Annotated in this window: 20 protein-coding genes and 1 tRNA gene; 9 read left to right on the top strand and 12 right to left on the bottom strand. The window is 63.5% G+C overall.

All coding sequences use genetic code 11. From position 1 onward, the window contains the following. Positions 1–114: 114 nt before the first annotated feature. From AC0L2F_RS32775 to rpmH, 5 genes are all read right to left on the bottom strand, one after another. A complete protein-coding gene (locus tag AC0L2F_RS32775) occupies positions 115–480 on the bottom strand; it encodes a DUF423 domain-containing protein (protein ID WP_007604692.1) in 366 nt (121 codons plus the stop codon). Beyond that, positions 480–1,133, bottom strand: a complete 654-nt coding sequence (yihA, locus tag AC0L2F_RS32770; RefSeq protein ID WP_035974615.1) for a ribosome biogenesis GTP-binding protein YihA/YsxC — start codon at positions 1,131–1,133, stop codon at positions 480–482. The genes AC0L2F_RS32775 and yihA overlap by 1 nt, the downstream gene beginning before the upstream one ends. 109 nt (positions 1,134–1,242) lie before the next feature. Beyond that, positions 1,243–3,090, bottom strand: coding sequence for a membrane protein insertase YidC (gene yidC, locus AC0L2F_RS32765; protein ID WP_007604694.1), 1,848 nt, complete (start codon positions 3,088–3,090; stop codon positions 1,243–1,245). 13 nt (positions 3,091–3,103) lie between these two features. Next, positions 3,104–3,544 (bottom strand): ribonuclease P protein component, encoded by a 441-nt coding sequence (rnpA, locus tag AC0L2F_RS32760; RefSeq protein WP_007604695.1) that lies wholly within the window; start codon positions 3,542–3,544, stop codon positions 3,104–3,106. A gap of 27 nt (positions 3,545–3,571) precedes the next feature. Continuing rightward, positions 3,572–3,706 (bottom strand): 50S ribosomal protein L34, encoded by a 135-nt coding sequence (gene rpmH, locus AC0L2F_RS32755; RefSeq protein ID WP_008542748.1) that lies wholly within the window; start codon positions 3,704–3,706, stop codon positions 3,572–3,574. 383 nt (positions 3,707–4,089) lie between these two features. Between rpmH and AC0L2F_RS32750 the strand changes: the two genes are divergently transcribed. Continuing rightward, positions 4,090–5,589, top strand: coding sequence for an ATP-binding protein (locus tag AC0L2F_RS32750; protein ID WP_007604696.1), 1,500 nt, complete (start codon positions 4,090–4,092; stop codon positions 5,587–5,589). A gap of 163 nt (positions 5,590–5,752) precedes the next feature. Further along, positions 5,753–5,829 (top strand) — tRNA-Arg (locus AC0L2F_RS32745). Positions 5,830–6,021: 192 nt separating this feature from the next. Here AC0L2F_RS32745 and AC0L2F_RS32740 read toward each other — a convergent pair. Both AC0L2F_RS32740 and AC0L2F_RS32735 read right to left on the bottom strand, forming a co-directional pair. Beyond that, complete coding sequence (locus AC0L2F_RS32740; protein WP_473251203.1) at positions 6,022–6,546, bottom strand: PaaI family thioesterase; 525 nt, start codon at positions 6,544–6,546, stop codon at positions 6,022–6,024. Between the two features lie 5 nt (positions 6,547–6,551). Beyond that, a complete protein-coding gene (locus AC0L2F_RS32735) occupies positions 6,552–7,523 on the bottom strand; it encodes a quinone oxidoreductase family protein (RefSeq protein WP_063994219.1) in 972 nt (323 codons plus the stop codon). 152 nt (positions 7,524–7,675) lie between these two features. Between AC0L2F_RS32735 and AC0L2F_RS32730 the strand changes: the two genes are divergently transcribed. Then, positions 7,676–8,224 (top strand): TetR/AcrR family transcriptional regulator, encoded by a 549-nt coding sequence (locus AC0L2F_RS32730; protein ID WP_371449392.1) that lies wholly within the window; start codon positions 7,676–7,678, stop codon positions 8,222–8,224. A 260-nt stretch (positions 8,225–8,484) separates the two neighbouring features. On the opposite strand, the gene AC0L2F_RS32725 is transcribed toward AC0L2F_RS32730, so the two are convergent. Continuing rightward, positions 8,485–8,709, bottom strand: coding sequence for a hypothetical protein (locus AC0L2F_RS32725; protein WP_245313502.1), 225 nt, complete (start codon positions 8,707–8,709; stop codon positions 8,485–8,487). Positions 8,710–8,943: 234 nt separating this feature from the next. Between AC0L2F_RS32725 and AC0L2F_RS32720 the strand changes: the two genes are divergently transcribed. From AC0L2F_RS32720 to AC0L2F_RS32705, 4 genes are all read left to right on the top strand, one after another. Then, positions 8,944–9,429: a hypothetical protein gene (locus AC0L2F_RS32720; protein ID WP_473251202.1), complete on the top strand. Its 486-nt coding sequence runs from the start codon at positions 8,944–8,946 to the stop codon at positions 9,427–9,429. A 280-nt stretch (positions 9,430–9,709) separates the two neighbouring features. After that, a complete protein-coding gene (locus tag AC0L2F_RS32715; protein WP_473251201.1) occupies positions 9,710–11,863 on the top strand; it encodes a GumC family protein in 2,154 nt (717 codons plus the stop codon). Positions 11,864–11,865: 2 nt separating this feature from the next. Then, complete coding sequence (locus tag AC0L2F_RS32710; protein WP_473251200.1) at positions 11,866–13,029, top strand: glycoside hydrolase family 5 protein; 1,164 nt, start codon at positions 11,866–11,868, stop codon at positions 13,027–13,029. Between the two features lie 78 nt (positions 13,030–13,107). Continuing rightward, entirely contained in the window at positions 13,108–14,676 is a 1,569-nt protein-coding gene (locus tag AC0L2F_RS32705; RefSeq protein WP_007615611.1) for a hypothetical protein, read from the top strand. 8 nt (positions 14,677–14,684) lie between these two features. Here AC0L2F_RS32705 and AC0L2F_RS32700 read toward each other — a convergent pair whose 3' ends face one another. The 4 genes from AC0L2F_RS32700 to AC0L2F_RS32685 all read right to left on the bottom strand — a co-directional run bounded on the left by AC0L2F_RS32700 (position 14,685) and on the right by AC0L2F_RS32685 (position 18,367). Continuing rightward, positions 14,685–15,761, bottom strand: a complete 1,077-nt coding sequence (locus AC0L2F_RS32700) for a M48 family metallopeptidase (protein WP_473251199.1) — start codon at positions 15,759–15,761, stop codon at positions 14,685–14,687. A gap of 28 nt (positions 15,762–15,789) precedes the next feature. Next, a complete protein-coding gene (locus AC0L2F_RS32695) occupies positions 15,790–16,254 on the bottom strand; it encodes a DUF2846 domain-containing protein (RefSeq protein ID WP_063994212.1) in 465 nt (154 codons plus the stop codon). A 130-nt stretch (positions 16,255–16,384) separates the two neighbouring features. Beyond that, positions 16,385–17,407, bottom strand: coding sequence for an LLM class flavin-dependent oxidoreductase (locus AC0L2F_RS32690; RefSeq protein WP_473251198.1), 1,023 nt, complete (start codon positions 17,405–17,407; stop codon positions 16,385–16,387). 30 nt (positions 17,408–17,437) lie between these two features. Next, positions 17,438–18,367 carry a LysR family transcriptional regulator gene (locus AC0L2F_RS32685; RefSeq protein WP_007615607.1) on the bottom strand — a complete coding sequence of 310 codons (930 nt, stop codon included), beginning with the start codon at positions 18,365–18,367 and terminating at the stop codon, positions 17,438–17,440. Between the two features lie 107 nt (positions 18,368–18,474). Between AC0L2F_RS32685 and styA the strand changes: the two genes are divergently transcribed. Beyond that, positions 18,475–19,725 (top strand): styrene monooxygenase subunit StyA, encoded by a 1,251-nt coding sequence (gene styA / locus AC0L2F_RS32680; RefSeq protein ID WP_473251197.1) that lies wholly within the window; start codon positions 18,475–18,477, stop codon positions 19,723–19,725. A gap of 60 nt (positions 19,726–19,785) precedes the next feature. Further along, positions 19,786–20,271 (top strand): styrene monooxygenase NADH-dependent flavin reductase subunit StyB, encoded by a 486-nt coding sequence (gene styB, locus AC0L2F_RS32675; RefSeq protein WP_473251196.1) that lies wholly within the window; start codon positions 19,786–19,788, stop codon positions 20,269–20,271. Positions 20,272–20,735: the final 464 nt, after the last annotated feature.

Raw genomic sequence — 20,735 nt, 5'->3', positions numbered from 1 at the left:
GTGGTCTTCGTACCCCCGACGCAGCCGCGTAGTCCGGATGGAGCGAAGCGTAATCCGGGAATCTGCTCATGCAAGCTCTCCCCGGATTGCGCTTCGCTTCATCCGGGCTACGGATCACCGCTGCCCCACCACCGCCGCGAGCGTCACCGCCAGCCAGCTCAAGATCATCACCGATCCACCGGTCGGCGCCGCATATGGAAACAGCGAATGGCCGGCATATTGCCGCAAGGTGAGGTCGCCCGCGAACAGCGCGGCGCCGGCTGCGAAGCCGGACGCGGCGACGATGCCAATTCCGTCGTGCAGAAGGCCACGCCCGAGCAGGGCGACGGCCGCGAGTATGGCGGTTGCATGAAACAGCAGCATGGCGCTTGCGGCGGCGAGCCGGCTCGCATCGCCGCCATGCGCGGAAGCCGCGGCCAGCGCGACGCCGGCGGCGCCCATCACACCGGCAAGCCCGATCAGCAGGCGGAATGCCGCCATCACGAGGTCCGCTCTTCCAGCAGCTTTGCGATCGCGGCGCGCAGCTCGGCCATGCCGGTCGCGCTCCGTGACGAGGTCGCGAGCACGTTCGGGAACGCGGCCGGACGTTTGGCGAGCGCGGCCTCGGTCTCGACGATGCGCGATTGAAGCTCGGTGGTCTTGATCTGGTCGGCCTTGGTCAGCACGATCTGGTAGCTGACCGCGGAGCGATCGAGTGTCTTCAGGACTTCGAGATCGACGTCCTTGAGGCCGTGCCGCGCGTCGACCAGCACGTAGACGCGCGCGAGGCTGGCGCGTCCGAGCAGGAATTTGTGGATCAGCTCGGTCCAGGACGCGACCTGGCTCTTCGGCGCCTTGGCATAGCCATAGCCGGGCATGTCGACGAGGCGCAGGTCACTTTTCCCGGGGACCTCGAAGAAGATCAGCTCCTGGGTGCGGCCCGGCGTATGCGAGGTGCGCGCCAGCGCGTTGCGGCCGGTCAGCGCGTTGATCAGGCTGGACTTGCCGACATTGGAGCGGCCGGCAAAGGCGATCTCCAGTCCCGCCATTGGCGGCAGCGTTTCAGTCGAGGGCGAGGCCCAGATGAACTGCCAGTCGCGCGTGAACAGCTTTCGCCCGACCTCGATCAGCTTCGCATCTTTGTCGTCAGTCATGCGAAGGCTCTTTGCTTGCTGTCATTCCGGGGCGATGCGAAGCATCGAACCCGGAATCTCGAGATTCCGGGTCTGGTGCTTCGCACCAGCCCGGAATGACAGAGTGGAGCTACGTCGCCTTCTTCGCGAACGTCGCCTTGAGATTATCGAACAACTCCACCTTCACGCCGTTGCGGCGCATGATGAAGCTCTGCTGCAGCACCGAGAGCGTGTTGTTCCAGGCCCAGTAGATCACGAGGCCCGCCGGGAAGCCCGCCAGCATGAAGGTGAAGATCAGCGGCATCCAGTTGAAGATCATCTGCTGCGTCGGATCCGGCGGCGTCGGATTCAGCTTCATCTGGAACCACATCGTGATGCCCATGATGATCGGCCAGATGCCGAGCGCCAGGTAGTGGCCGAACACCGGGATAGTGGTCGGATCGAACGGGATCAACCCGAACAGAGTGAACAGGTTGGTCGGGTCCGGTGCGGAAAGATCCTTGATCCAGCCGAAGAACGGCGCGTGCCGCATCTCGATGGTGACGAACAGCACCTTGTACAGCGAGAAGAACACCGGGATCTGGATCACCACGGGAAGACAGCCGGCAACCGGATTGATCTTCTCCTTGCGGTAGATCTCCATCATCTCCTGCTGCTGCTTCACCTTGTCGTCGGGGTAGCGCTCCTTCAGCGCCTGAAGCTGCGGTTGGACCGACTTCATCTTCGCCATCGAGGCGTAGGACTTGTTCGCCAGCGGGAAGAACAGGAGCTTCACGATCACGGTCACGAGCAGGATCGAGATGCCGAAATTGCCGAAGAAGCGGTAGAAGAAGTCGAGGCCGAGGAACATCGGCTTGGTGATGAAGTAGAACCAGCCCCAGTCGATCAACAGATCAAAATGGTTGAGGCCGAGTTCCTTGTTGTAGCCGCCATGGCCGGCGAGCGGGAAGTTGATGCCGACGACGCTGGCTTCCTTGGCGCCGGCGAACAGCCGCGCGTTCGCGGTCGCGGAGCCGCCGATCGCGACGGTGACGGGATCGAGCAGATAATCGGTCTGGTAGGTGTGGACGTTGCCGCTCGGGTTCGACGAGAAGCGCGCCTGAATCTGCGCACTGGTGTCCGGCAGCAGCGCCGAGGCCCAGTATTTGTCGGTCATGCCGAGCCAGCCATTGGTGGCCTTGAAGTTCACCGTCCTGGCTTCGTCGATTTTCTTGTAGGCGTATTCCTGCAAGCCATCGAGATAGCCGATCAGGCCTTCATGCAGGATGTAGTAGCCGGAGACCTGCGGCGTGCCGTGGCGCGAGATCAGCGCGAACGGATAGAGCGTGACCGGCGCGTTGCCGACATTGCTCACCTCGTCCTTGACGGTGAAGAGGTAGTGGTCGTCGACCGCGATGGTGCGGCGGAAGCTGAGGCCTTCGCCATTGTCCCATTTCAGCACCACCGGCGTGGTCGGCGTCAGGCTGCCGCTGCCGTCCTGCTGCCAGACGGTCTGCGCGTCCGGCAGTTTCGCCGTCACGCCCGTGGCCGGCACCCAGCCGAACTCGGCGTAATAGGGCTCCGCGGTCCCCGAGGGCGAATACAGAATAATCGGGGGTGACTTCGGATCGACCGTTTCGCGGAATTGCACCAGCGCGACATCGTCGATGCGTCCGCCCTTCAGCGAGATGCTGCCGGCGATCCGCGGCGTCTCGATCTTCACGCGCGGGCTGGCGGCAATCGCAACGTCGCGCGCAACGACCGGCTGGGCTTGCTGGTTCGCGCTCGGCGTCGCCGGCTGGGCCGTGCTGCCGGCCTGCGGCGTGGCGCCCGGCGTCGCGGAAGCCGTCGGCTGCGGCGTGGTCTTCTGCAGCTCGGCCTGCGCCTGTTGCTGGGCGCGCTGCTTCTCCATAGCCGGCATGTTGTAGAAATACTGCCAGGCGATCAGCACGAAGCCCGACAGAATGACGGCGAGGATGGTATTGCGGTTGTCGGTCATCATTCTCTCGTCATCAATCCGGTTTGCGGCTGGTCGCAGGAGCGGGGCCGGGCTTTAAGCCGTCGGTTCTTGAGTCGGTTTTTGGGCTGCTTCTTGGGCCGCGTCCCTTGTGCGTATGCCGCGCGGGCTTCGCGAACGCCATGCGCAGATCGTCGAGCATGGCGGCGAAGTCGCGCGAGAGCGCGTCCCTTCGGCCGACCAGCACATAATCATGATGGGGCTGCATTGACACCGGATCGAGCCGCTTCACCAGTTCGCGAAGCCGGCGCCGGATGCGATTGCGCTGGGGGGCGTTGCCGTTCTTTTTGGTGACGGTGAAGCCGATCCGGATCGGACCGCTGTCGTCTCGGTCAAGGCTTTGGCGGTCAAGGCTTTGCAGGACGAACGCGGGACTATTCACCCGCGCGCCATTGGCAACGGCGAGGAAATCCGCTCGCTGCCTCAGCCGATCCATGATGAAATCCCAAAAAGGGGGTCCGGCTCAGGCGCTCAGACGCTTGCGGCCGCGGGCGCGGCGGGCGGCGAGCACCTTTCGGCCGCCGGCCGTGGCGAGACGGGCACGGAAGCCGTGACGGCGCTTGCGCACCAGTTTGCTGGGTTGATAAGTCCGCTTCACGGGTTTTTCTCCGCTGACCGGGCAATTTGCCTGTAGAATTGATGATAAAGTCCGGAAGATGCTGCCCAAAATGGGCCTTTTTCGGCCCCAAGAGAGCCGCTCCCGGCGTCACACCGGGTCATCGCGGACAATTGGCCGGCTTATAAGCGAGCGCCTTCTTTTCGTCAACGCCGCACAAGAGCTCAATTCCGGCGAATATCGCTGTTTGTGCGGGGTTTTTAACCCTTGAGGTAGCGACTCGCCAGATCTGCGCTTACATCCGACCTTGGCAGATTGACGATCTGTAATTTGACCGCGCTGGGGGCGGGCCGCATCTTCATACGCGCCAACACCCTTCACCCGGCGACATCTTTCATCCGGCAAAGGCAGCGAGGGCGAATTTCGTGGCAGCGACAGACCTCCAGCCGATCCAGGATGGGGATCAGCGGGACCCGCCGGCGGCGCTGCCGCGCGGGACGCGCGGGCTTGGGCTGTCCGGCAAGCTGCTGCTGCTCACCGTTCCCCTGGTGATGATCGCGGCCATCCTGCTCTACGTACCGGCCATCGCCAACTTCTGGGTCAACCGGCTCAACGACCGCGTCGCCGCGGCCAACACGGCGGCGCTGGTGCTCGATGCGGCGCCGCTCGGCATGGTTCCCGATTCGCTGTCGCGCGAGATCCTGAAAAGCATCAATGCGCGCGCCGTCGCCATCAAGATGGGCCAGCAGCGCCGTCTGCTCGCCAGTGACAATCTGCCCGCGGCGATCGAGCACGACATCGACCTGCGCGACATGACGGCGTGGGAGGCGATCACCGGCTCGTTCCGGATGATGCTGGAGACCGGCAACCAGGCCATCCGGATCGTCGGGCCGGGCGTCGGCAACGCCCAGTTCATGGAGATCGTCACCGACGAGCTGCCGCTGCGGCAGTCGATGTACCGCTTCTCCCGCAACGTCGTGGTGGTCGCGCTGATCATCGCGGTGCTGACCGCAGGCCTCGTCTATCTCGCCATGCATTATCTCTTCGTGCGCCCGATGCGGCGGCTGACCGCGAGCCTGGTCGGCTTCCACGAAAATCCCGAGAGTTCGGCGGGGATCATCGTGCCCAGCCAGCGCAGCGACGAGATCGGGGTTGCCGAGCGCGAATTGTCGGACATGCAGCGCGACCTGATGTCGATGCTGCATCAGAAGAGCCGGCTCGCCGCCCTCGGCCTCGCCGTCTCCAAGATCAATCACGATCTGCGCAACCTGCTGGCCTCGGCGCAACTCCTGTCCGACCAGCTCGCCAGCGTGCCGGATCCGCGGGTGCAGCGCTTTGCGCCAAAACTCGTCCGTTCGCTCGAGCGCGCCATCGCCTTCTGCCAGTCGACCTTGTCTTACGGCCGCGCCCAGGAAGCCGCGCCCGACCGGCGCATGATCATGATCGAGCCGGTGGTGCTGGAGGTGCGCGAGACCGCTGGCCTTGCCTCCGACGCCTCGATCGCCTGGGTCGCCGCGATCGAGCGCGGGCTCGCGGTCGACGCCGATCCCGACCAGCTCTTCCGCGTGCTGCTCAACCTCGTCCGCAACGCCGCCCAGGCGCTGGAAAGCCATGCGTCCGCTGAGGGCGGCGCGCAGCAGATCCGGATCACGGGAAAACGCGAGGGCGCGGTCGCCATCATCGAGGTCTCCGATACCGGCCCTGGCGTGCCGCAGAGGACCCGCGAACATCTGTTCGAGGCGTTCCAGACCTCCGGCCGTCCCGGCGGCAGCGGACTCGGCCTTGCCATCGCCGCCGAGCTGGTCCGCGCCCATGGCGGCGACATCCATCTGGTCGAAGGCACCATCGGTGCCACCTTCCGGATCGTCATCCCCGACCGCCCCGTGGAACTGCTCTCCGTCCGCAACGAGCGGGCGCGGGCGTAGGTCGGCCAGCGGCCGAGTGCGGAAACCGTCATGTCCCAGCAAAATCTCCCCAATCCGGACCTTGCCAATTGGGGCAAGAGCGGTTAGTCAAAGCGCTCTTTCGCACCCCTCCGGCGTAGCCGGGGGCTGCCTGCGGGCCATGCCCGCACTGTCAGCGAAAAACGCGCCCGTAGCTCAGCTGGATAGAGCATCAGACTACGAATCTGAGGGTCGGACGTTCGAATCGTTCCGGGCGCGCCATTTACGCCAAAGCACGATATGGACAGCCTGCGGCTACCGTTCGACGCAAACGCTCTTGATCTCCGCCATTTTTCCCGCAGCTCGCGCGCTGTTTGACCAGCTATATAGCTCTGATTTGGTCTGGTTGGCGCTGAAGTAGCAGTCATTAGCTCGCCGCAACCGACCTTTCACGGCGGCCGCGATCATGCGACGTCACGGTTCTCTATGCGGTACCACCTCGAAGATCAGGCAGGTCGTGCTCGCCTGAGCGAAAAGCCTGCCACTCGCATCCGTCAAGCTCGCTTCCGCCATCGCTGTCTGGCGGCCCAGATGGATGACGCGCCCCACCGCCTTCATTGGTCCGGAGTCGCGATCGACGCCCCGGAGGTAATTCACCTTGATCTCCAGCGTCGTGTACGCCCGTCCGAAGGGAAGCTTGGTGTGGACGGCGCAGCCCATTGCCGAGTCGAGAACCGTGGCGATTATGCCGCCATGGACTGAGCCGATCGGATTGTATTGCGACTCTTGCGGCTTCAGAACCATTTCAACGCTGCCATCCCCAACTCGGTCGATGCTGAACTCGACCAGACGGCAGATCGGCGGGAGCGGAACGTCGCCTCGAAGCATAGCTTCGAGGAAATCTCGCCCGCTCATCGTCTGACCTGCTGCGGCCAAGGCTTGCGGATCGTCCCAGCGAATTGTGCGCTCGCGCGGGAGCTGTGCGGATAGCGTTGGCATGTCGATCATCCAGCCAGGACGACTTTGCCAAACGGTCGATCCTCGATCAGATGGCGCAGGGCTTCGCCCGCTTCGCCGAGGAGATAGACCCGCTCGACGACAGGTTTGACTGATCCGCCCACGATCAACGGAATGATGTCCCGCCATGCCGCGGCAACGACGAGCGGTGACTGGGCGAACAAAGAGAAACCGCTCATACGCGCGCCTTTCCAGATCAGGTCTGTCACATCGATCGTGGTCTTGCGTCCGGCGGAATAGCCCAGCGTAATCAGGACACCGCCGAGTGTGAGGGTGCTCAGCGCCTCACTGGTCACGGTGCCGCCGATGCCATCGATAACGATGTCGACCCCCTTGCCGTCCGTTATCCGGCGTACGCCGTCGGCAAGATCTTCCGCGGAAAGGTCAATCACGTCTTCGAAGCCGAGCTCGCGTGCTCTGGCAGCTTTCGCAGCGCTGCCGGCCGTTGAAATCACCTTGCCGGCGCCCTGTGCCCGCGCGAGCTGATAGGTCGCGTTGCCCACCGACCCACCGATTGCCGGAGCCAGCACCGATTTGCCCGGTTTGAACCCTGCGAGGGTCAGCGTGATCTGCGCCGTCAGATAGGCCACCGGGAGGCTGGCCGCGACGACATTGTCGATCGCGTCGGGCACGAGCGCTGCATCTTTGGGGCTCACCAGCAGCCATTCTTGCCATGCGCCGTCTTCGCGAACGCCATAGGGACCGGCGAACATCACGCGACTTCCCACCGCAAAACCGGAGTCGCCGGCATCCTCGATCACGCCCACACCTTCATTGCCGAGCACCAATGGCGCCTTCGCCCGGGGCAGCCCACCCGACAGAATTGTGTGATCAAGCGGCGTGACGCCGGCGGCCGTGACGCGAACCAGCAACCTGTCCTTTGCGGGCTTCGGTTTGAGCAATTCGATCTGCCGCAGCCCGCCATAGCCGGAGAACGTTTCCGCCTGCATCGCACGCATCGATATTTCTCCATTAAAGTTACAGACCTGTCAGTAACTTTTATATTACGGACAGGTCTGTAACTTTGTCAAACGATAAGTCATCAAAGCGAGAGCAAGCGGATATGGAGACAGTAACCCGACCCCGGCGGGGTGCCCCGCCAAAGGGCGAAGTGAGCGCCCGCGAGCGTATCCTTGCGACGGCAAGCGAATTGTTTTACCGCGAAGGCATCCGCGCCATCGGCGTAGACACGGTCGTCGAGCGATCCGGTGTCTCGAAGACGAGTCTCTATCGCCTTTTTGAATCGAAGGACGCTTTGATTGCTGCCTTCGCCGCCGAACAGGATCGGTTGTTCTGGGCGTGGTGGGATCGTATTGAAGACCAGCACGCGGGTGATCCACGCGCTATTCTCGAGGCTTTGCTATCCGGTATCGCAAAGCGGATCACGCACCCCGCCTATCGCGGTTGTCCGTTCCTCAACCTAGCGACGGAATTTCCTGACGAAAACCATCCGGGCCGGGTCATCGCCCGGCGCAACAAGAAGGAAATGCGGACGAGGCTCGCGGTCGTGCTTGGCAAACTTGGCGTCGGTGATCCCAACCGCACCGCGTCACAAATAGCGCTGATCATTAACGGCGCATACGTCACGGGCCTCATCGCACAACCGGCTGATCTGAGGGGCGACCTCACCGATGCCGTCATCAAGTTATTGGTCCAATGATTTCATCGCTTGAGCGCGCCTAAATCACAGGCGATCACATGTCTTCGGGTTCTGACGTGATTTTGGATACAGCATCATTGCGCCGCGGCGAAGCAATAGTGCCCATCTTCATCGGCCGTGGCGCGCCATTTCGGAATACGCGATCAGCGCCGATTTCCCCACCCGACCCGTTCGGTTTCATCCCCAGCGGCGTCCGCGATTTCGCGATTACAACTCGCTGCACTGCTTCCAGGATTGCGCGTGCCGTAACAAAGCCCGCTTTAGCGCCGTCCAACTTCCTGCGCCGCCGGATCCGAACCGAGCCCCTTGCTCGTCAGCAAACGGTTGAACTGATCCGCGAAGAAAAGCTGCCCGTTCGGCGCCGTGATCGAAACCACAAAACCATTCACCGCGTGCTTGCGGGCCAGGATCACCGCAACGATCGCGCTGTCACGGAAATCCACGGTGCGGCAGTCGTCTTTAATAGCTTCGATAATAAATGTCATTTGGCCCATGATCACAATTGGCACGCGCCAATTGCGCGCCGGGCAACTCAACCTCGTATCGGTGAAAATGATATTGCCGACAAGCCAGCTATTGACCGGATGGAACCGCGACCATACCCATATTGGGGGAAACAGCAGACCGGTCCTGCCTCACGCGGTGCGCCACGGAGACATAACCGGCTTGCAACCGACTTGTGGCGTCGGGCCGGAAATCCGTAGAAGCGGGCACTGGTGATGGTTGGTACGACGAAAGACGAGGACATCGCGGCGGATTTGATCCGAACCGTCTCCCGCCACTCGTTGGCTTACATGCTGTGCGCAGCCAGCGAAATGTTCCGCCACTACGATTTCGATCCGCTGGACTTGATGATCATTCATGCGGTCTTGAACGCCAACGTTCTCAAGATCATGAAGAACCCCGAACTGGACCGGCAATTTGGCAGCATCCAGGCGGTTGAGCCGGACAAGATCAAGCAGGGCGTTTCCCGTGCCGCCCTGTCCCGCTTTTTCGGTCTGCCTATCGAAACCGTCCGGCGGCGCGCCGATCGCTTGAAGAAGCAAGGCATTTTCCGCGAGACCGACCAGGGACTGATCGTAACCGAAGCCAACCAGTTCAAGTTCGGCAATAATCACGAGCTGCAGAGAACCAACATGCTCCTGGTGCGGAAATTCCTCCGTGACCTGACGGAAGCGGGCGTCGAGCTTCCCGGCGGGATTTGACGGCCGGATCCGGCGTTTGTTTGCCCGCGGCATCATGGCGCGAAGGCGGGACAATCCGGTTGGATCTCCTTCGCGCATCGCTGCCGTGTGAGGTTCAGCACGCAAGGTCACCTGTAATCTGCTTCACGCGCGCGCCCCCTCTCCGCGCAGGGCCGTGCGTCGTCTCTTAACGAACCGTTTACTGAGCTTCGCGGCCGCCGTAACCGCGGGTTAACCATGGATATTTACGGTGTAGCAAGTCTCTCAGCTGTGCCTGTTAGTTGATTTCGAGTCCAACCCCATGGCGTTCGGTAGAAGCGCATCTCCGCGAAGCATCGCCCCGACGGAGCCCGCGGCTTCGTGGGAAGCGCCGCGGGCTGCGGCGGCGACGCCCGACAACACCGCACCCGCGCTGATCAAGGGATCGCTGACCCTCACCGGCGCGTTCTCTTTCCTGCGCGAGAACGGCCGGCGCATCCTGATGCTGGCGCTGGCACTTTTCGCGCTCGGCCTCGTCGTGCTGATGGTGCTGCCGGTCCGGTATGCCGCGACGGCGCTCGTCGTGGTCGATCCCCGCGAGCTGCGCGTGACCACGGATCAGGACGTGCTGCCTGGCATCGGCCAGGACGCCGCTGCGCTTCAGAGCCAGATCGAGATCGCCAAGTCGGACGGCTTTCTCCGGCCCCTGATCGAGAAGCTCAAGATCGCCGACGACGAGGATATCGCAGGCGGTCATACCGACATGACGCGCCTGCTCGAAAAACTCCGCAGCCGTCTCGATATCTCGCGTCGCGGCCTGACTTACGTCATCGCCATCTCGTTCACCTCGAACAGTGCGGAGCGGGCGGCTTATTATGCCAACGCCATCGCAGAGGCGTTCGTCGCGACCCAAAGCCGCGTCCGCAGCGATGCGACGGACGAGGCGGCCGACTGGCTCAAGGACCGGCTGAAGGCGCTGAACGAGCGCCTGCGCGTCTCGGAAGACGCCGTCGCAGCCTTCCGGCTCGAGCACAAGATCCTCAATGCCGGCAAGGATTCCACCACCCAGCAATTGCGGGTGACTGACCTGAACCAGCAGGTCTCCGCGGCTCGCGCGCGCACCGAGGAAGCCAAGGCGCGTTACGAGCAGGTGCAGCGCGATCTCAAGGCGAATGTCGAAGGTCCGGTGAAGCAGGATCTCCTGAGCATGCTGCGCGCGCAGCGCTCGACCCTGAACGACCAGATCGCACAGAAGAAGGCGGTCTACGGCGACCGCCATCCTGATCTTGCGATTTCCTACAGCCAGTTGGCTGACATCAACAGACAGATCGAGGTCGAGCGGAAGAAGAACATCGACACCGCGAAGTCCGAATACGAGGCCCAGCTCGAGCAGCAGGCCGCGCTGGAAAAGCAGCTCAAGGCGGTCGAGACGCAGATGCTGGTGGACGGCCAGGCGCTCGTGAAGCTGCAGGAACTGCAGCGCGATGCCGATGCCAACAAGAACATCTACGAGCAGTTCTTGTCGCGGTTCAAGACGACCAACGAGCAGCGTCAGCTTCAGAGCTCGCAGACCAAGATCGCCTCGCCCGCGATCCCGCCGCTGCGCTCGACGCGTCCGCCGCTCGCCCTGCTGCTCGCCGCGCTCGCGATCGGCTCGCTGTTGACGTCAACCGCTACGGTTGCGGCGATGACGAGCATGTCCGACAAGTCCGATCCTGCCGAGGCTCCGGCTCGAACGCCGGCGCGTGCGGAGGCGAGGGAGACGCCCAAGCGGCAAGTCCAGCGTCCGGCTCCGGCCGTGCAGCAAATAGAGGCGATGCCGAACCTTCCGGTCTGGTCCCGCATTCCCGAACTCGTGTCGGGAGCGGCGCCCAACACTGTCTGGCAACGACCGATTGCCGCAACAGCCGAGCTCGATCTCGGCGCTTACTTGCGTCCGCTGCTCGAGCGTATCGATCGTGCTCCGGTGCGCGGCTGCAAGGTCGCACTCGTGCTGTCGGTCGGCAAGAGCGCCGGCGGCAACACCGTTGCGCGCTCCCTCAACCGCGCGGCCGTCAACTGCGGCATGATGAGCGTGCTGATAAGGCTGCAGCCGGAATTTGCGGGCGCCCAGCCGCCGGTGACCGAATGGCAGGACGGCTCCACCACTGCGGGGCTCCAGTCGATCGACGAGCTGCTGAGCGCCGGCAGGAAGGCCAATGCGCGGCCAGAGGACGACATTCGCTCGGAGTTCGACCTGATCATCGTCCATGCGAACAATCTTGCCTTGCAGCCAGATGCGATCGCGCTCGCCGCGCACGCGGACCTGATCATCCCGGTGGTGCGCGCCGGTGAGCTCGGTTCGGCGGCGATGCGGCGGGTGACCGCCGCGCTGGCGAAGTACGACACCATCGCGACCGGCCTCGTCGTCAATCATGCGCCCGCGGGCTCTGCCGCGCCTCACCCCGACGGCGGCGCGCTTAGCAGGGCGGTTTGACGATGGCGACGCCGTGCCGTCGTCTGCTCCTTGCCACGATCTTGCTGTCCACGATCTTGATGCCAATGTCGCTCGCCTCAGCGGCATCGGCCGAAACTTGCGTGCCTGTCCCGCAGACTGTTGCGCCGGACAGGCTCGCCGCGCTGTCGCGCGGGTTCAATGCCGACGGTTGGATCAATGGCGAAAAATCCGCGCCTCCAACGCGCGAATTGCTGCAGCAGCTTCGCAAGGCGGGGATGAGTCATGTCCGCTTGCCGGTGCCGGCCGAGCGCGTGATGCTGCGTTTCGCCTCGAAAGCGGAACGCGATGAGACGCTGCGGGCGCTCGACAAGGCATTGAAGCTGCTCATCTCGCTCGGCTATTCAATCTCCGTCGATCTCCATCCCGGCGATCGCTTCAATCGGCTGCACAAGGACGACGCGGACGCGTCGCTGCGCGAGTTGGAGGATGCGTGGGGCACGCTTGCCCGGGTCATTCAATCGTTTCCGGCCGACCGCGTCTTCGCCGAGCTGCTCAATGAGCCCGACATCGAAGCCGACAGATGGCAAGAGCAGGTCGAAACGCTCGCCGCCTTCGTTCGCCAATTGCTTCCCGCGACGACGCTGATCGTCGGCCCGGTCGACTGGCAACGCGCGGACTCGCTGCCGCGGTTTCGCCCGTTGCCGGATCTAAACGTCGTCTACGCCATCCATTTCTACGATCCCATGGTGTTCACACACCAGGGCCACTGGGACGTGCAGGATCCGCTGCACGACATCACCGATCTGCCTTATCCGATCAGCGCCGGCGATCCCGGGGTTCAGGCGCTCCGCCGGGACTTGCAGGACAGAGGCGCGACGAAGGCGCTCGGCATGCTCGACACGGCGATTGCCGCCGCCAGGGACAAGCCGGATGTCAGCCGCTGGCTCGCGCCCGCGGTCGCGTGGCAGCAACGATTTCCGCGGCCGATCATCATCAACGAATTTGGCGTGTTGAAAGCCGCAGCGCCCAGGGACAGCCGCGTGCGCTGGCTCGCGGCTGTGACCGCATATGCGCGGGGGCATTGCTGGGGCTGGGCGCATTGGGAGCTGGCGCAGGGATTCGGCCTGCTCGAAAGCGGCACCGGCAAGCCCGATCCCGACGTCATGCGCGCGCTGCTCGGCGCCGCGAAGCCGGGCCGGCGCTGAACCCGGTCCGCCATCGTTAACGAATCCTTACCCATCCTGCCGCTATCGTGGCCGCCGCGCTGCGCCAAAGGACGAGTCATGATTGGCGGGACCTCACCGCATCTTCAAGCTGTGCAGGCGGGCTGTCCCGAGCCTTCGCGTTCGCCTTGGCGCGAGCTGATCCCGACGCTCTGCATCGCCATCGCAACGATCGGCTTTGTGCCGATCCTGCACGTGGCAAGCCCGGTCCTGTCTCTGACCGTCGAAGTTCTCGTCGCCATCGCCATCGTGGTTGCGGTTCCAACCTACGCGCCGGCGATCGCGATCTTCGTCCTGTTCTTCCAGAACCTCTTCGTCTCGATCCTGTCGCCGCTGATTTCGGCGCCGTCCGACCTGGACTTCATCAAAGGCTATAATTTTCTCGTCTGCTCCGTGATGTGGCTGACGACATTTGGGTTGTATGTCGCCGGCCAAAGGAGCCGGTCGACCGAGGTCGATCAGATCATGCGCTGGGGTGTCGTGACCCTCGCCGTGGTGTCGTTGTATTTCGCGATCGGCTTCGTCCAGGATGGCCAGGCGGCAACGGTCTATCTGCGCAATATCGTGCTGCCGCTGTTCCTGTTCCAGCTCTCGCTGCTGACGGCCGCGACCTATGAGGTTCGCGCCACGCCGTTCCTGGTGACGCTTGGAGCCATTCTGATCCTGTGCGGATACGTCGAGTTTGCGTTTCGGGATTTCTGGCTGGCCATCACCAACGGCTACACGTTCTGGGGTTTCGACGAGCTCAAGGCGGCCCGTTCCGGCGTTTGGGAAGCCGAGATGCGCGCCACCGGCAACGTGCCGGTCGATCTGAAGGATCGCTTCAGCTTCGACTTTCTCAATACGCCCCTGCTCGAAGGGTTCGGCCTGTCGAAGATCCTCCGCATCCACGGACCGAATATGCACCCGATCAGCTTCGCGTACGGGATCGCGTTTTTCGGGCTTTTCCTGTTTTCGGTAGGGCGTCCGTTTCTGGCCCTCGTGGCGTTGCCGCTGCTGATCGTTTGCAGCGTGAAGGGAGCGCTCATCGTGGTGGTGTTCGTCGCCACGGCCTGGATATCGACCCGTCTGCTCGGCGCCGTGGTGACGCTATGGCTCGGATTCGTGGCCTTGATCGTGTTTGCAATTGCCGCGATCCGCGTCGGCTTGCAGATCGGCGACTATCACGTTCTCGGCCTCATGGGCGGCTTGAACGGATTTCTCGAAAAGCCGTTTGGCCGCGGCTTGGGCGTTGGCGGCAATCTGTCGGATGACTATTTCTCGATCGATTGGAGCGCCGCGCAGGCCGCCGGAACGACGAACGGCGCCGTCGAGAGTGCGATCGGCGTCCTGCTATACCAAATGGGCATCGCCGCCCTCGTTCCGCTGGCGTTTCATTTCGCGGTGGCGCTGAAGGCCTGGCGTCTTTATGCATTCTCTGGATATTTGACGCAGGGGCTCGCGGGCTTCGGCGTCATGGTCGTGCTGCTGAATGGATTGTTTCAGGAAGAGGCCTTGTTCGCGCCGCTGGCGCTGGGGCTCATGCTCTCGCTCACTGGGCTGGTCATCGGCAGCCACATCAGGGCGCAGACGGTCTCCGTTCCGGATGACGACCCGGAGCGGCTGGCACACTACCAGGCCGCGACGTAGCCCGTAGCTCACCAGCCGACGGTCACCCAAGCCTGCGCCTTTTTCCGCCATTCGTCGTCGAAGCGGGCCGCGATGTCCTTTGCCGCGTCGTGCGAGAGAAGCTGCTCGATAGCGGATGTCTCGATGTCGCCAATATCGGGAACGCCGGTGTATCCGAGATTGGCAAGCCGCTTGGCAAAGGGCGGGTGCGTCGCGTCCGGATCGTGCTCGCGCGTCAGGCCGGCGACGGCAGCCGCGGTCATCGGCCCAGGCGCCCTGATGTCCCCGAGCTGGTTCAAGACGCGCTCGAAAGGCGGGTGGGGTGCATGGATGGCGCCCAGCACCTCTTTCTCCAAAGGGGCGTAGATGAGATCGGTGAGACGCGTTCCGCACGCCTCCATCAGGATCAGCGCCCGCGCCATCTCGGCGCGGCCAACTTGTTCGGCGGCCCCGAGATCGGCGTAAAGCTCGTTCTCTCGCGACAGGGTGCGATATTCCCTCTCGAGCCATTCGAGCATGGAGCGGAGCAGGGCTCGGGCAATGCGTCCCGTGATGGTGTGGTCCGGATCGGCGTAGAACAGCACGTTCTCGGAGGCCGCGATGAAATCCGAAAGGTTGATGCTTCCCGAGGTATGGCGAAGCCGGGCATGGGCCACTTCATGGGCGATGACCGCGCGAACTGCACGCTCATCCAGGATGATCAGCAGTGGCAGGCCGACGATCATCGTGATCTGCCGCCCGAACAGCCCGGCGTATCGGCTGACCTCGCTGATCGATGCGTTGAAATTGGTGTCGATCCGCAAGCTGCGGTTGGATCGGACGAAGCCATGGTCGAGCTCCTTCCACGCCGCCCAGAGGCCTGGGGCGGTCTCCTCGCTCGCCTCGAAACTCCGATGCTTTGGCGTGGGCAGGAGCAGGAGGCCAATGGCGACCGCCACCGCGGCCGTGAATATGGAGAACACGATTGGTGCGGTCGCCAGCGTCGCGACCGTGTAACGATCCATTGCCATCAGCCTGACAGCCAGCATCACGCAGGCCAGTGCCACGACCGGAAGAACGGCGTAGCGGCCAAGACGCAGGATGATCGTCAGGGCAAGGCGTCTCATCAGCGCTTCGAGAGCGGAGCGATTCGAATCACGCCTTGCCGCACGACCCGTTGCTCTGATGCAGGCTGGCGACGTCCGCGCGACCCTGGTCCTCCGTGACCTGGATCAGCGTGATCGCGCCTGGTGTCACGATCCCCATCTGCGGCTGGGCGGAGAGATAGGTCGTGCTGCCGGCGCGCAGATCGACGCTCATCTTCTCGCTGCCCTGTCCGAACAGATTGGTACTCAGCGGCAGATTGTTGACGGCGACCTCGTGGGGGCCCGGAGGCAGCTCGCACGCCACGAAACCTGCGGCCTGGCTGCCGCCAATCACGCGCCCGTCGACCACATAGTTGGGCTGAACCGCAAATCCCAGCGCCGAGGTCCGATAGACCACAAGCCGTGCAGTATTTGACTTGACGTTGTCAGTGAGAGCCGCACTGCCCATCGGCCCCGATGCGCAGCCCGCAAGACACGCGGCCACGACCAGAGCCCCCAGATAACCACCCCGCATTTTCGCCCCTGATGAATTCCAAATCCCCGGCGGCATCATTGTCAGGGTAGTGACTGAAGTCAATCGCGACTTCAGGTCGTGCGACTGCGGCTCCCGTCGGGGTCACACGGGCCTGGCTTTGCCCTTCCCGTCACCTCCACCCGAGCGCCGGCGCCACATGCGTCAAGATCGCCTCGATCGCATGCGCGCAATAGTCCACGCCCAGCTGGTTCGGGATCGTCAACAACAACGTGTCGGCCTCCGCGATCGCCTCGTCCGCTCGAAGCTGGTCGATCAGCACATCCGGCTCTGCCGCATAGGAGCGGCCGAAGATCGCCCGCGTCCGCGGGTCTATGAAGCCGATCTGGTCTTCGCCGCCGCGCTCGGAGCCGAAATAGGTGCGGTCGCGATCGTCGATCAGCGCGAAGATGCTGCGGCTGACGGACACGCGGGGCTCGCGGCTGTGGCCGGCTTCCTTCCACGCCGCGCGATAGGCGCGAATCTGGGCGGCCTGCTGCACATGGAAGGCCTCGCCGGTCTCGTCATTCTTCAGCGTCGAGCTCTGCAAATTCATGCCGTGCTTTGCGGCCCACACCGCAGTCCCGTTCGAGCCGGCGCCCCACCAGATCCGTTCGCGCAGCCCTGGCGCATGCGGCTCGAGGCGCAACAACCCCGGCGGGTTTGGAAACATTGGCTGCGGATTGGGTTTTGCAAAGCCCTCGCCGCGAAGCAGGTCCAGAAAGACCTCCGCGTGGCGCCGGCCCATGTCGGCATCGCTCTGGCCCTCGGCCGGCTGATAACCGAAATAGCGCCAGCCATCGATCACCTGCTCGGGCGAGCCGCGGCTGATGCCGAGCTGGAGCCGGCCGCCGGCAATGAGATCGGCGGAGCCTGCATCCTCCACCATGTAGAGCGGATTCTCGTAGCGCATGTCGATCACGGCCGTGCCGATCTCGATTGTGCTGGTCTTCGCGCCCACCGCCGCCAGCAGCGGGAAGGGGGAGGCAAGCTGCCGCGCGAAATGATGCACGCGGAAATAGGCGCCGTCGGCGCCGAGCTCTTCCGCCGCAACCGCAAGCTCGATGGATTGCAGCAGCGTGTCCGCGGCCGAGCGGGTCTGCGATTGCGGCGAGGGCGTCCAGTGCCCGAAGGAGAGGAATCCGATTTTTTTCATCGGCGTCATTTAATGATGGCAGGGGTGGCGTCAACCGCCGGCGCCGGCGGTACGGGTATGCGACGAGGCCGGCGCGAAGTGCCCGGCGCGTTCGACCAGGAGATTCAGGAAGCTTCGCGCGCGCAGCGACATCCACTGCGTCTCCGGATAGACCGCATGCAGGGGCAGCGCGGCGATGGCGTAATCCGGGAGCAGATGCTCGAGCTCGCCGCTGCGAAGGCCGTCCGCCGCGTTCCACTCGGGCAGGATGGCGATGCCGAGATGCTGCATCGTCGCCTCCTGCATCGCGTCGGCATCGTCGACGTGGATGGGGCCGTTGATGGATGCGACGTGACGGCCATGCTCGGATTCAAAGGCCCATTGCTGCGCCGGCGTCATGCGCGAATAGACGATGCACTGGTGTGAGCCGAGATCATCCGGTGTCCGCGGCATCGGGCGGCCGTGCAGATAGGTGGGCGTCGCGACCAGATAGCGCTGCACGGTGCCGAGCCGGCGGGCGACAAGCGTGCTCGCCTCCAGGTTTCCGATCCTCAGCGCGAGTTCGATGCCTTCTTCCACCAGATTGACGAAGCGCTCGCTGAAGCGGATGTCGACCCGAACCTCCGGATAATTCCGGACATATTCGGCGATGACCGGCATCATGTAGCGTCGTCCGAACGACGACGGCACGCCGATCCGGAGCGTGCCGGTGGGGCGGGGCGCTGCCTGTTCGACGCTCGATCGCGCCATGTCGAAGCTCTCCAGGATCTGCCGCGCGAGATCGTAGATCCGGTGCGCCTCTGCCGTCGGCTTCAGCGTGCGCGTCGTGCGCAAGAACAGCTGCGTGCCGAATTCGTCTTCCAGCATCGCGATACGCTTGCTGATGGCGGGCTGGCCGATGCCGAGCTCCTTGGCCGCAGCCGAGAAGCTGCCGCTCTCAAGCGTGCGAACGAAAGAGCGCAGGCAATCGATCCGGTCCATATTTCATTCCGATCCAGAATAAATTATATCCCATTTATTCCGTAGTGTGCAACACAGCGGGCGGCTAGGCTTCCCCAAAACGAACAATCACAGGGGAGGACACCACGGTGGCACGCAACATCGGAATCATCGGCGCCGGAATCGCCGGGCTGCATCTCGCGCTCTACCTGCAGAAGCATGGCATCGACGCCACTGTCATCACCGACCGGCCGCCCGAGGATTATCGCAATATCCGGCTGCTCAACACGGTCGCGCATCATCACGTGACGATCGCGCGCGAGGACTATCTCGGCGTCAATCACTGGACCGATCCGAAGGACCATTATTACTACCACGATCACGTCTTCAATTTTCCGCAGCCGCTGAGCTTTCGCGGTGACTTCTCGAAGCCGAGTCGCGCCGTCGACTACCGGATCTATCTTCCGGCGTTGATGAAGGATTTCGTCAGCCGCGGCGGCAGGATCGAATACCGCCGCATCGAAGACCGCGATATCCGTCCGCTGGTCGCCCGCTTCAACCTGCTGGTCGTCTCGACCGGCAAGGGACCGCTCGGCCAGCTCTTCACCTACCGTCCGGAGCACACGCCCTATTCGCAGCCGCAACGGCGTCTATGCGTGGGGCTCTACACCGGCGTGCGGCAGCCCGATCCCATGAATGTCACGCTCTCGGTGTCACCCGGGCACGGCGAGATGATTGTGATACCGACCGTCACCTTCGGCGGTGTTGCCAACGCGCTGCTGATGGAAAACGTGCCGGGCGGCGACATGGAGGAACTGGCGACGCTCAGCTACGACGACAACCCGAAGCATTTTTTGAAGGTGCTGCTGGGCAAGCTGGAGAAGCATCACCCGACGACCTACGACCGTATCGAAACGGCGCGGTTCGATCTGGCGCAGCCGCAGGATCTGCTGCAAGGCGGCGTGGTCCCGACGGTGCGCAACACGGTCGTCGAGTTCGACGACGGCAAGTGTGCGATCGCGCTCGGCGACGTCCATGCCATTGTCGATCCCATGATGGGCCAAGGCGCCAATATCGCCTCCTATGCCGCCCTCGTGCTCGGCGAGGAAATCGTCCATGCCGACGCGCTGGACGCTCGGCTTTGCGAGAAAATCGATCTGAAGCGGCAGGATCGCGTGCTGGCGGCGTCGCGCTGGACCAACGTGATGCTGCAGCCGCCGACGGACGCGCTCGGCATGCTGATCGGCGCGATGAGCCAGAATCCCGCGCTGGCGAACGAGTTCACCGAGAACTTCAACTTCCCGGACCGTCAATGGGACCGCATCTCGACACCGCAGCGCATCCATGCCTGGATCGAACGCATGTCGGCGCCGCCTGAGCCCGTCAGAGCCATTGCGTGACAATTGATGGCGTGACGACCGATGGCGCAACGCTCTTCCACCTCGCGAGCGGAGACTGAGATGCAGCACGCCAGTCCGGCTTCGTTTCGCGAAGCTGCATCGCGCTTTGCGACCGGGGTTGCGGTGCTGACTGCGCTGGACGAGCACGGCCGTGTCTGCGGCATGACTGCGAACAGCTTTGTCACCGTCAGTCTGTCGCCGCCGACCGTGCTGGTTTCCATCAGGCCCGGCCGGATGCACCGCGCGATCTCGGCGACCGGACGCTATTGCGTCAACGTCCTGCCCGACCATGGCCGCGACCTGTCGCGGCATTTCGCGAGCCAGCCGAACACCGGCGCCAGTCCGGACTACGACATCGTCGACGGCCTGCCGCGCCTTCGGGAATGCATCGCCTGGTTCGCCTGCGAGGTCACCCGGCACGTCGATGTCAGCGACCACACGCTGATCATCGCCGAAGTCTCGACCTGCGACCACCGCGACACCACGCCACTGGTGTTCTTTTCCAGCCGGTATCATCGAGGGGCGGGGGCGCCGGTGGAGAGGTGAAGGTGCGGGCCTCGGTCGCTCTCAGGGAATGCTGTGACCACGGATGTCCGCAACACGCCAGTCTGCATAAATGCATGCGATAGGATAAGCAATGAGGCGAGCGGCGGTAGTTGGCTCGCAGCCAAGTGAATGCCAGGACTGCGGCGCCGCCAGCGGCAAGCAAGTGCATCCGCGTACCCGTTGGGGCCCGGCTTCTCTTTCAGCTGACCTGCCGCGCGCAGCCGGTCGCGGACCGCTGTTGCTCCGGAGCTGAACTCAAGTAGTTTCTGGAGAGCTTCGCAAAAAACGCAAGCCGCCAACGCGCTCCAGTCATTCCGGCTCATGAGAAAGGGCCAGCCCGTATGGCTGGCCCTCTAAGTATATCATGTAAGCCGTCAGTAACGAGAGGCCGACGCGGCGCCCCAATTGAACCGGTAGTTCAGGCCGGCCTTGATGGTGTGCTCGTCATTGCGGAAGCCGACGGC

It is taken from the genome of Bradyrhizobium sp. Ken64 (assembly GCF_055807555.1).
The sequence above is the reverse complement of the archived record's forward strand: the minus strand, read 5'-3'. Positions and strand labels throughout refer to the sequence as shown.

Bases quoted from the DNA above. Each gene is read 5' to 3' on its own strand.
- AC0L2F_RS32735 (WP_063994219.1), bottom strand. From the start codon at position 7,523: ATGCGTGCGATGCAGGCGGAAACGTTCTCCGGCTATGGCGGGCTGCGG.
- rnpA (WP_007604695.1), bottom strand. From the start codon at position 3,544: ATGGATCGGCTGAGGCAGCGAGCGGATTTCCTCGCCGTTGCCAATGGC.
- AC0L2F_RS32740 (WP_473251203.1), bottom strand. From the start codon at position 6,546: ATGCCAACGCTATCCGCACAGCTCCCGCGCGAGCGCACAATTCGCTGG.
- AC0L2F_RS32720 (WP_473251202.1), top strand. From the start codon at position 8,944: ATGGTTGGTACGACGAAAGACGAGGACATCGCGGCGGATTTGATCCGA.
- AC0L2F_RS32710 (WP_473251200.1), top strand. From the start codon at position 11,866: ATGGCGACGCCGTGCCGTCGTCTGCTCCTTGCCACGATCTTGCTGTCC.
- yidC (WP_007604694.1), bottom strand. From the start codon at position 3,090: ATGACCGACAACCGCAATACCATCCTCGCCGTCATTCTGTCGGGCTTC.
- AC0L2F_RS32685 (WP_007615607.1), bottom strand. From the start codon at position 18,367: ATGGACCGGATCGATTGCCTGCGCTCTTTCGTTCGCACGCTTGAGAGC.
- AC0L2F_RS32705 (WP_007615611.1), top strand. From the start codon at position 13,108: ATGATTGGCGGGACCTCACCGCATCTTCAAGCTGTGCAGGCGGGCTGT.
- AC0L2F_RS32700 (WP_473251199.1), bottom strand. From the start codon at position 15,761: ATGAGACGCCTTGCCCTGACGATCATCCTGCGTCTTGGCCGCTACGCC.
- styB (WP_473251196.1), top strand. From the start codon at position 19,786: ATGCAGCACGCCAGTCCGGCTTCGTTTCGCGAAGCTGCATCGCGCTTT.
- AC0L2F_RS32775 (WP_007604692.1), bottom strand. From the start codon at position 480: ATGGCGGCATTCCGCCTGCTGATCGGGCTTGCCGGTGTGATGGGCGCC.
- AC0L2F_RS32725 (WP_245313502.1), bottom strand. From the start codon at position 8,709: ATGACATTTATTATCGAAGCTATTAAAGACGACTGCCGCACCGTGGAT.
- AC0L2F_RS32695 (WP_063994212.1), bottom strand. From the start codon at position 16,254: ATGCGGGGTGGTTATCTGGGGGCTCTGGTCGTGGCCGCGTGTCTTGCG.
- yihA (WP_035974615.1), bottom strand. From the start codon at position 1,133: ATGACTGACGACAAAGATGCGAAGCTGATCGAGGTCGGGCGAAAGCTG.
- AC0L2F_RS32690 (WP_473251198.1), bottom strand. From the start codon at position 17,407: ATGAAAAAAATCGGATTCCTCTCCTTCGGGCACTGGACGCCCTCGCCG.
- AC0L2F_RS32715 (WP_473251201.1), top strand. From the start codon at position 9,710: ATGGCGTTCGGTAGAAGCGCATCTCCGCGAAGCATCGCCCCGACGGAG.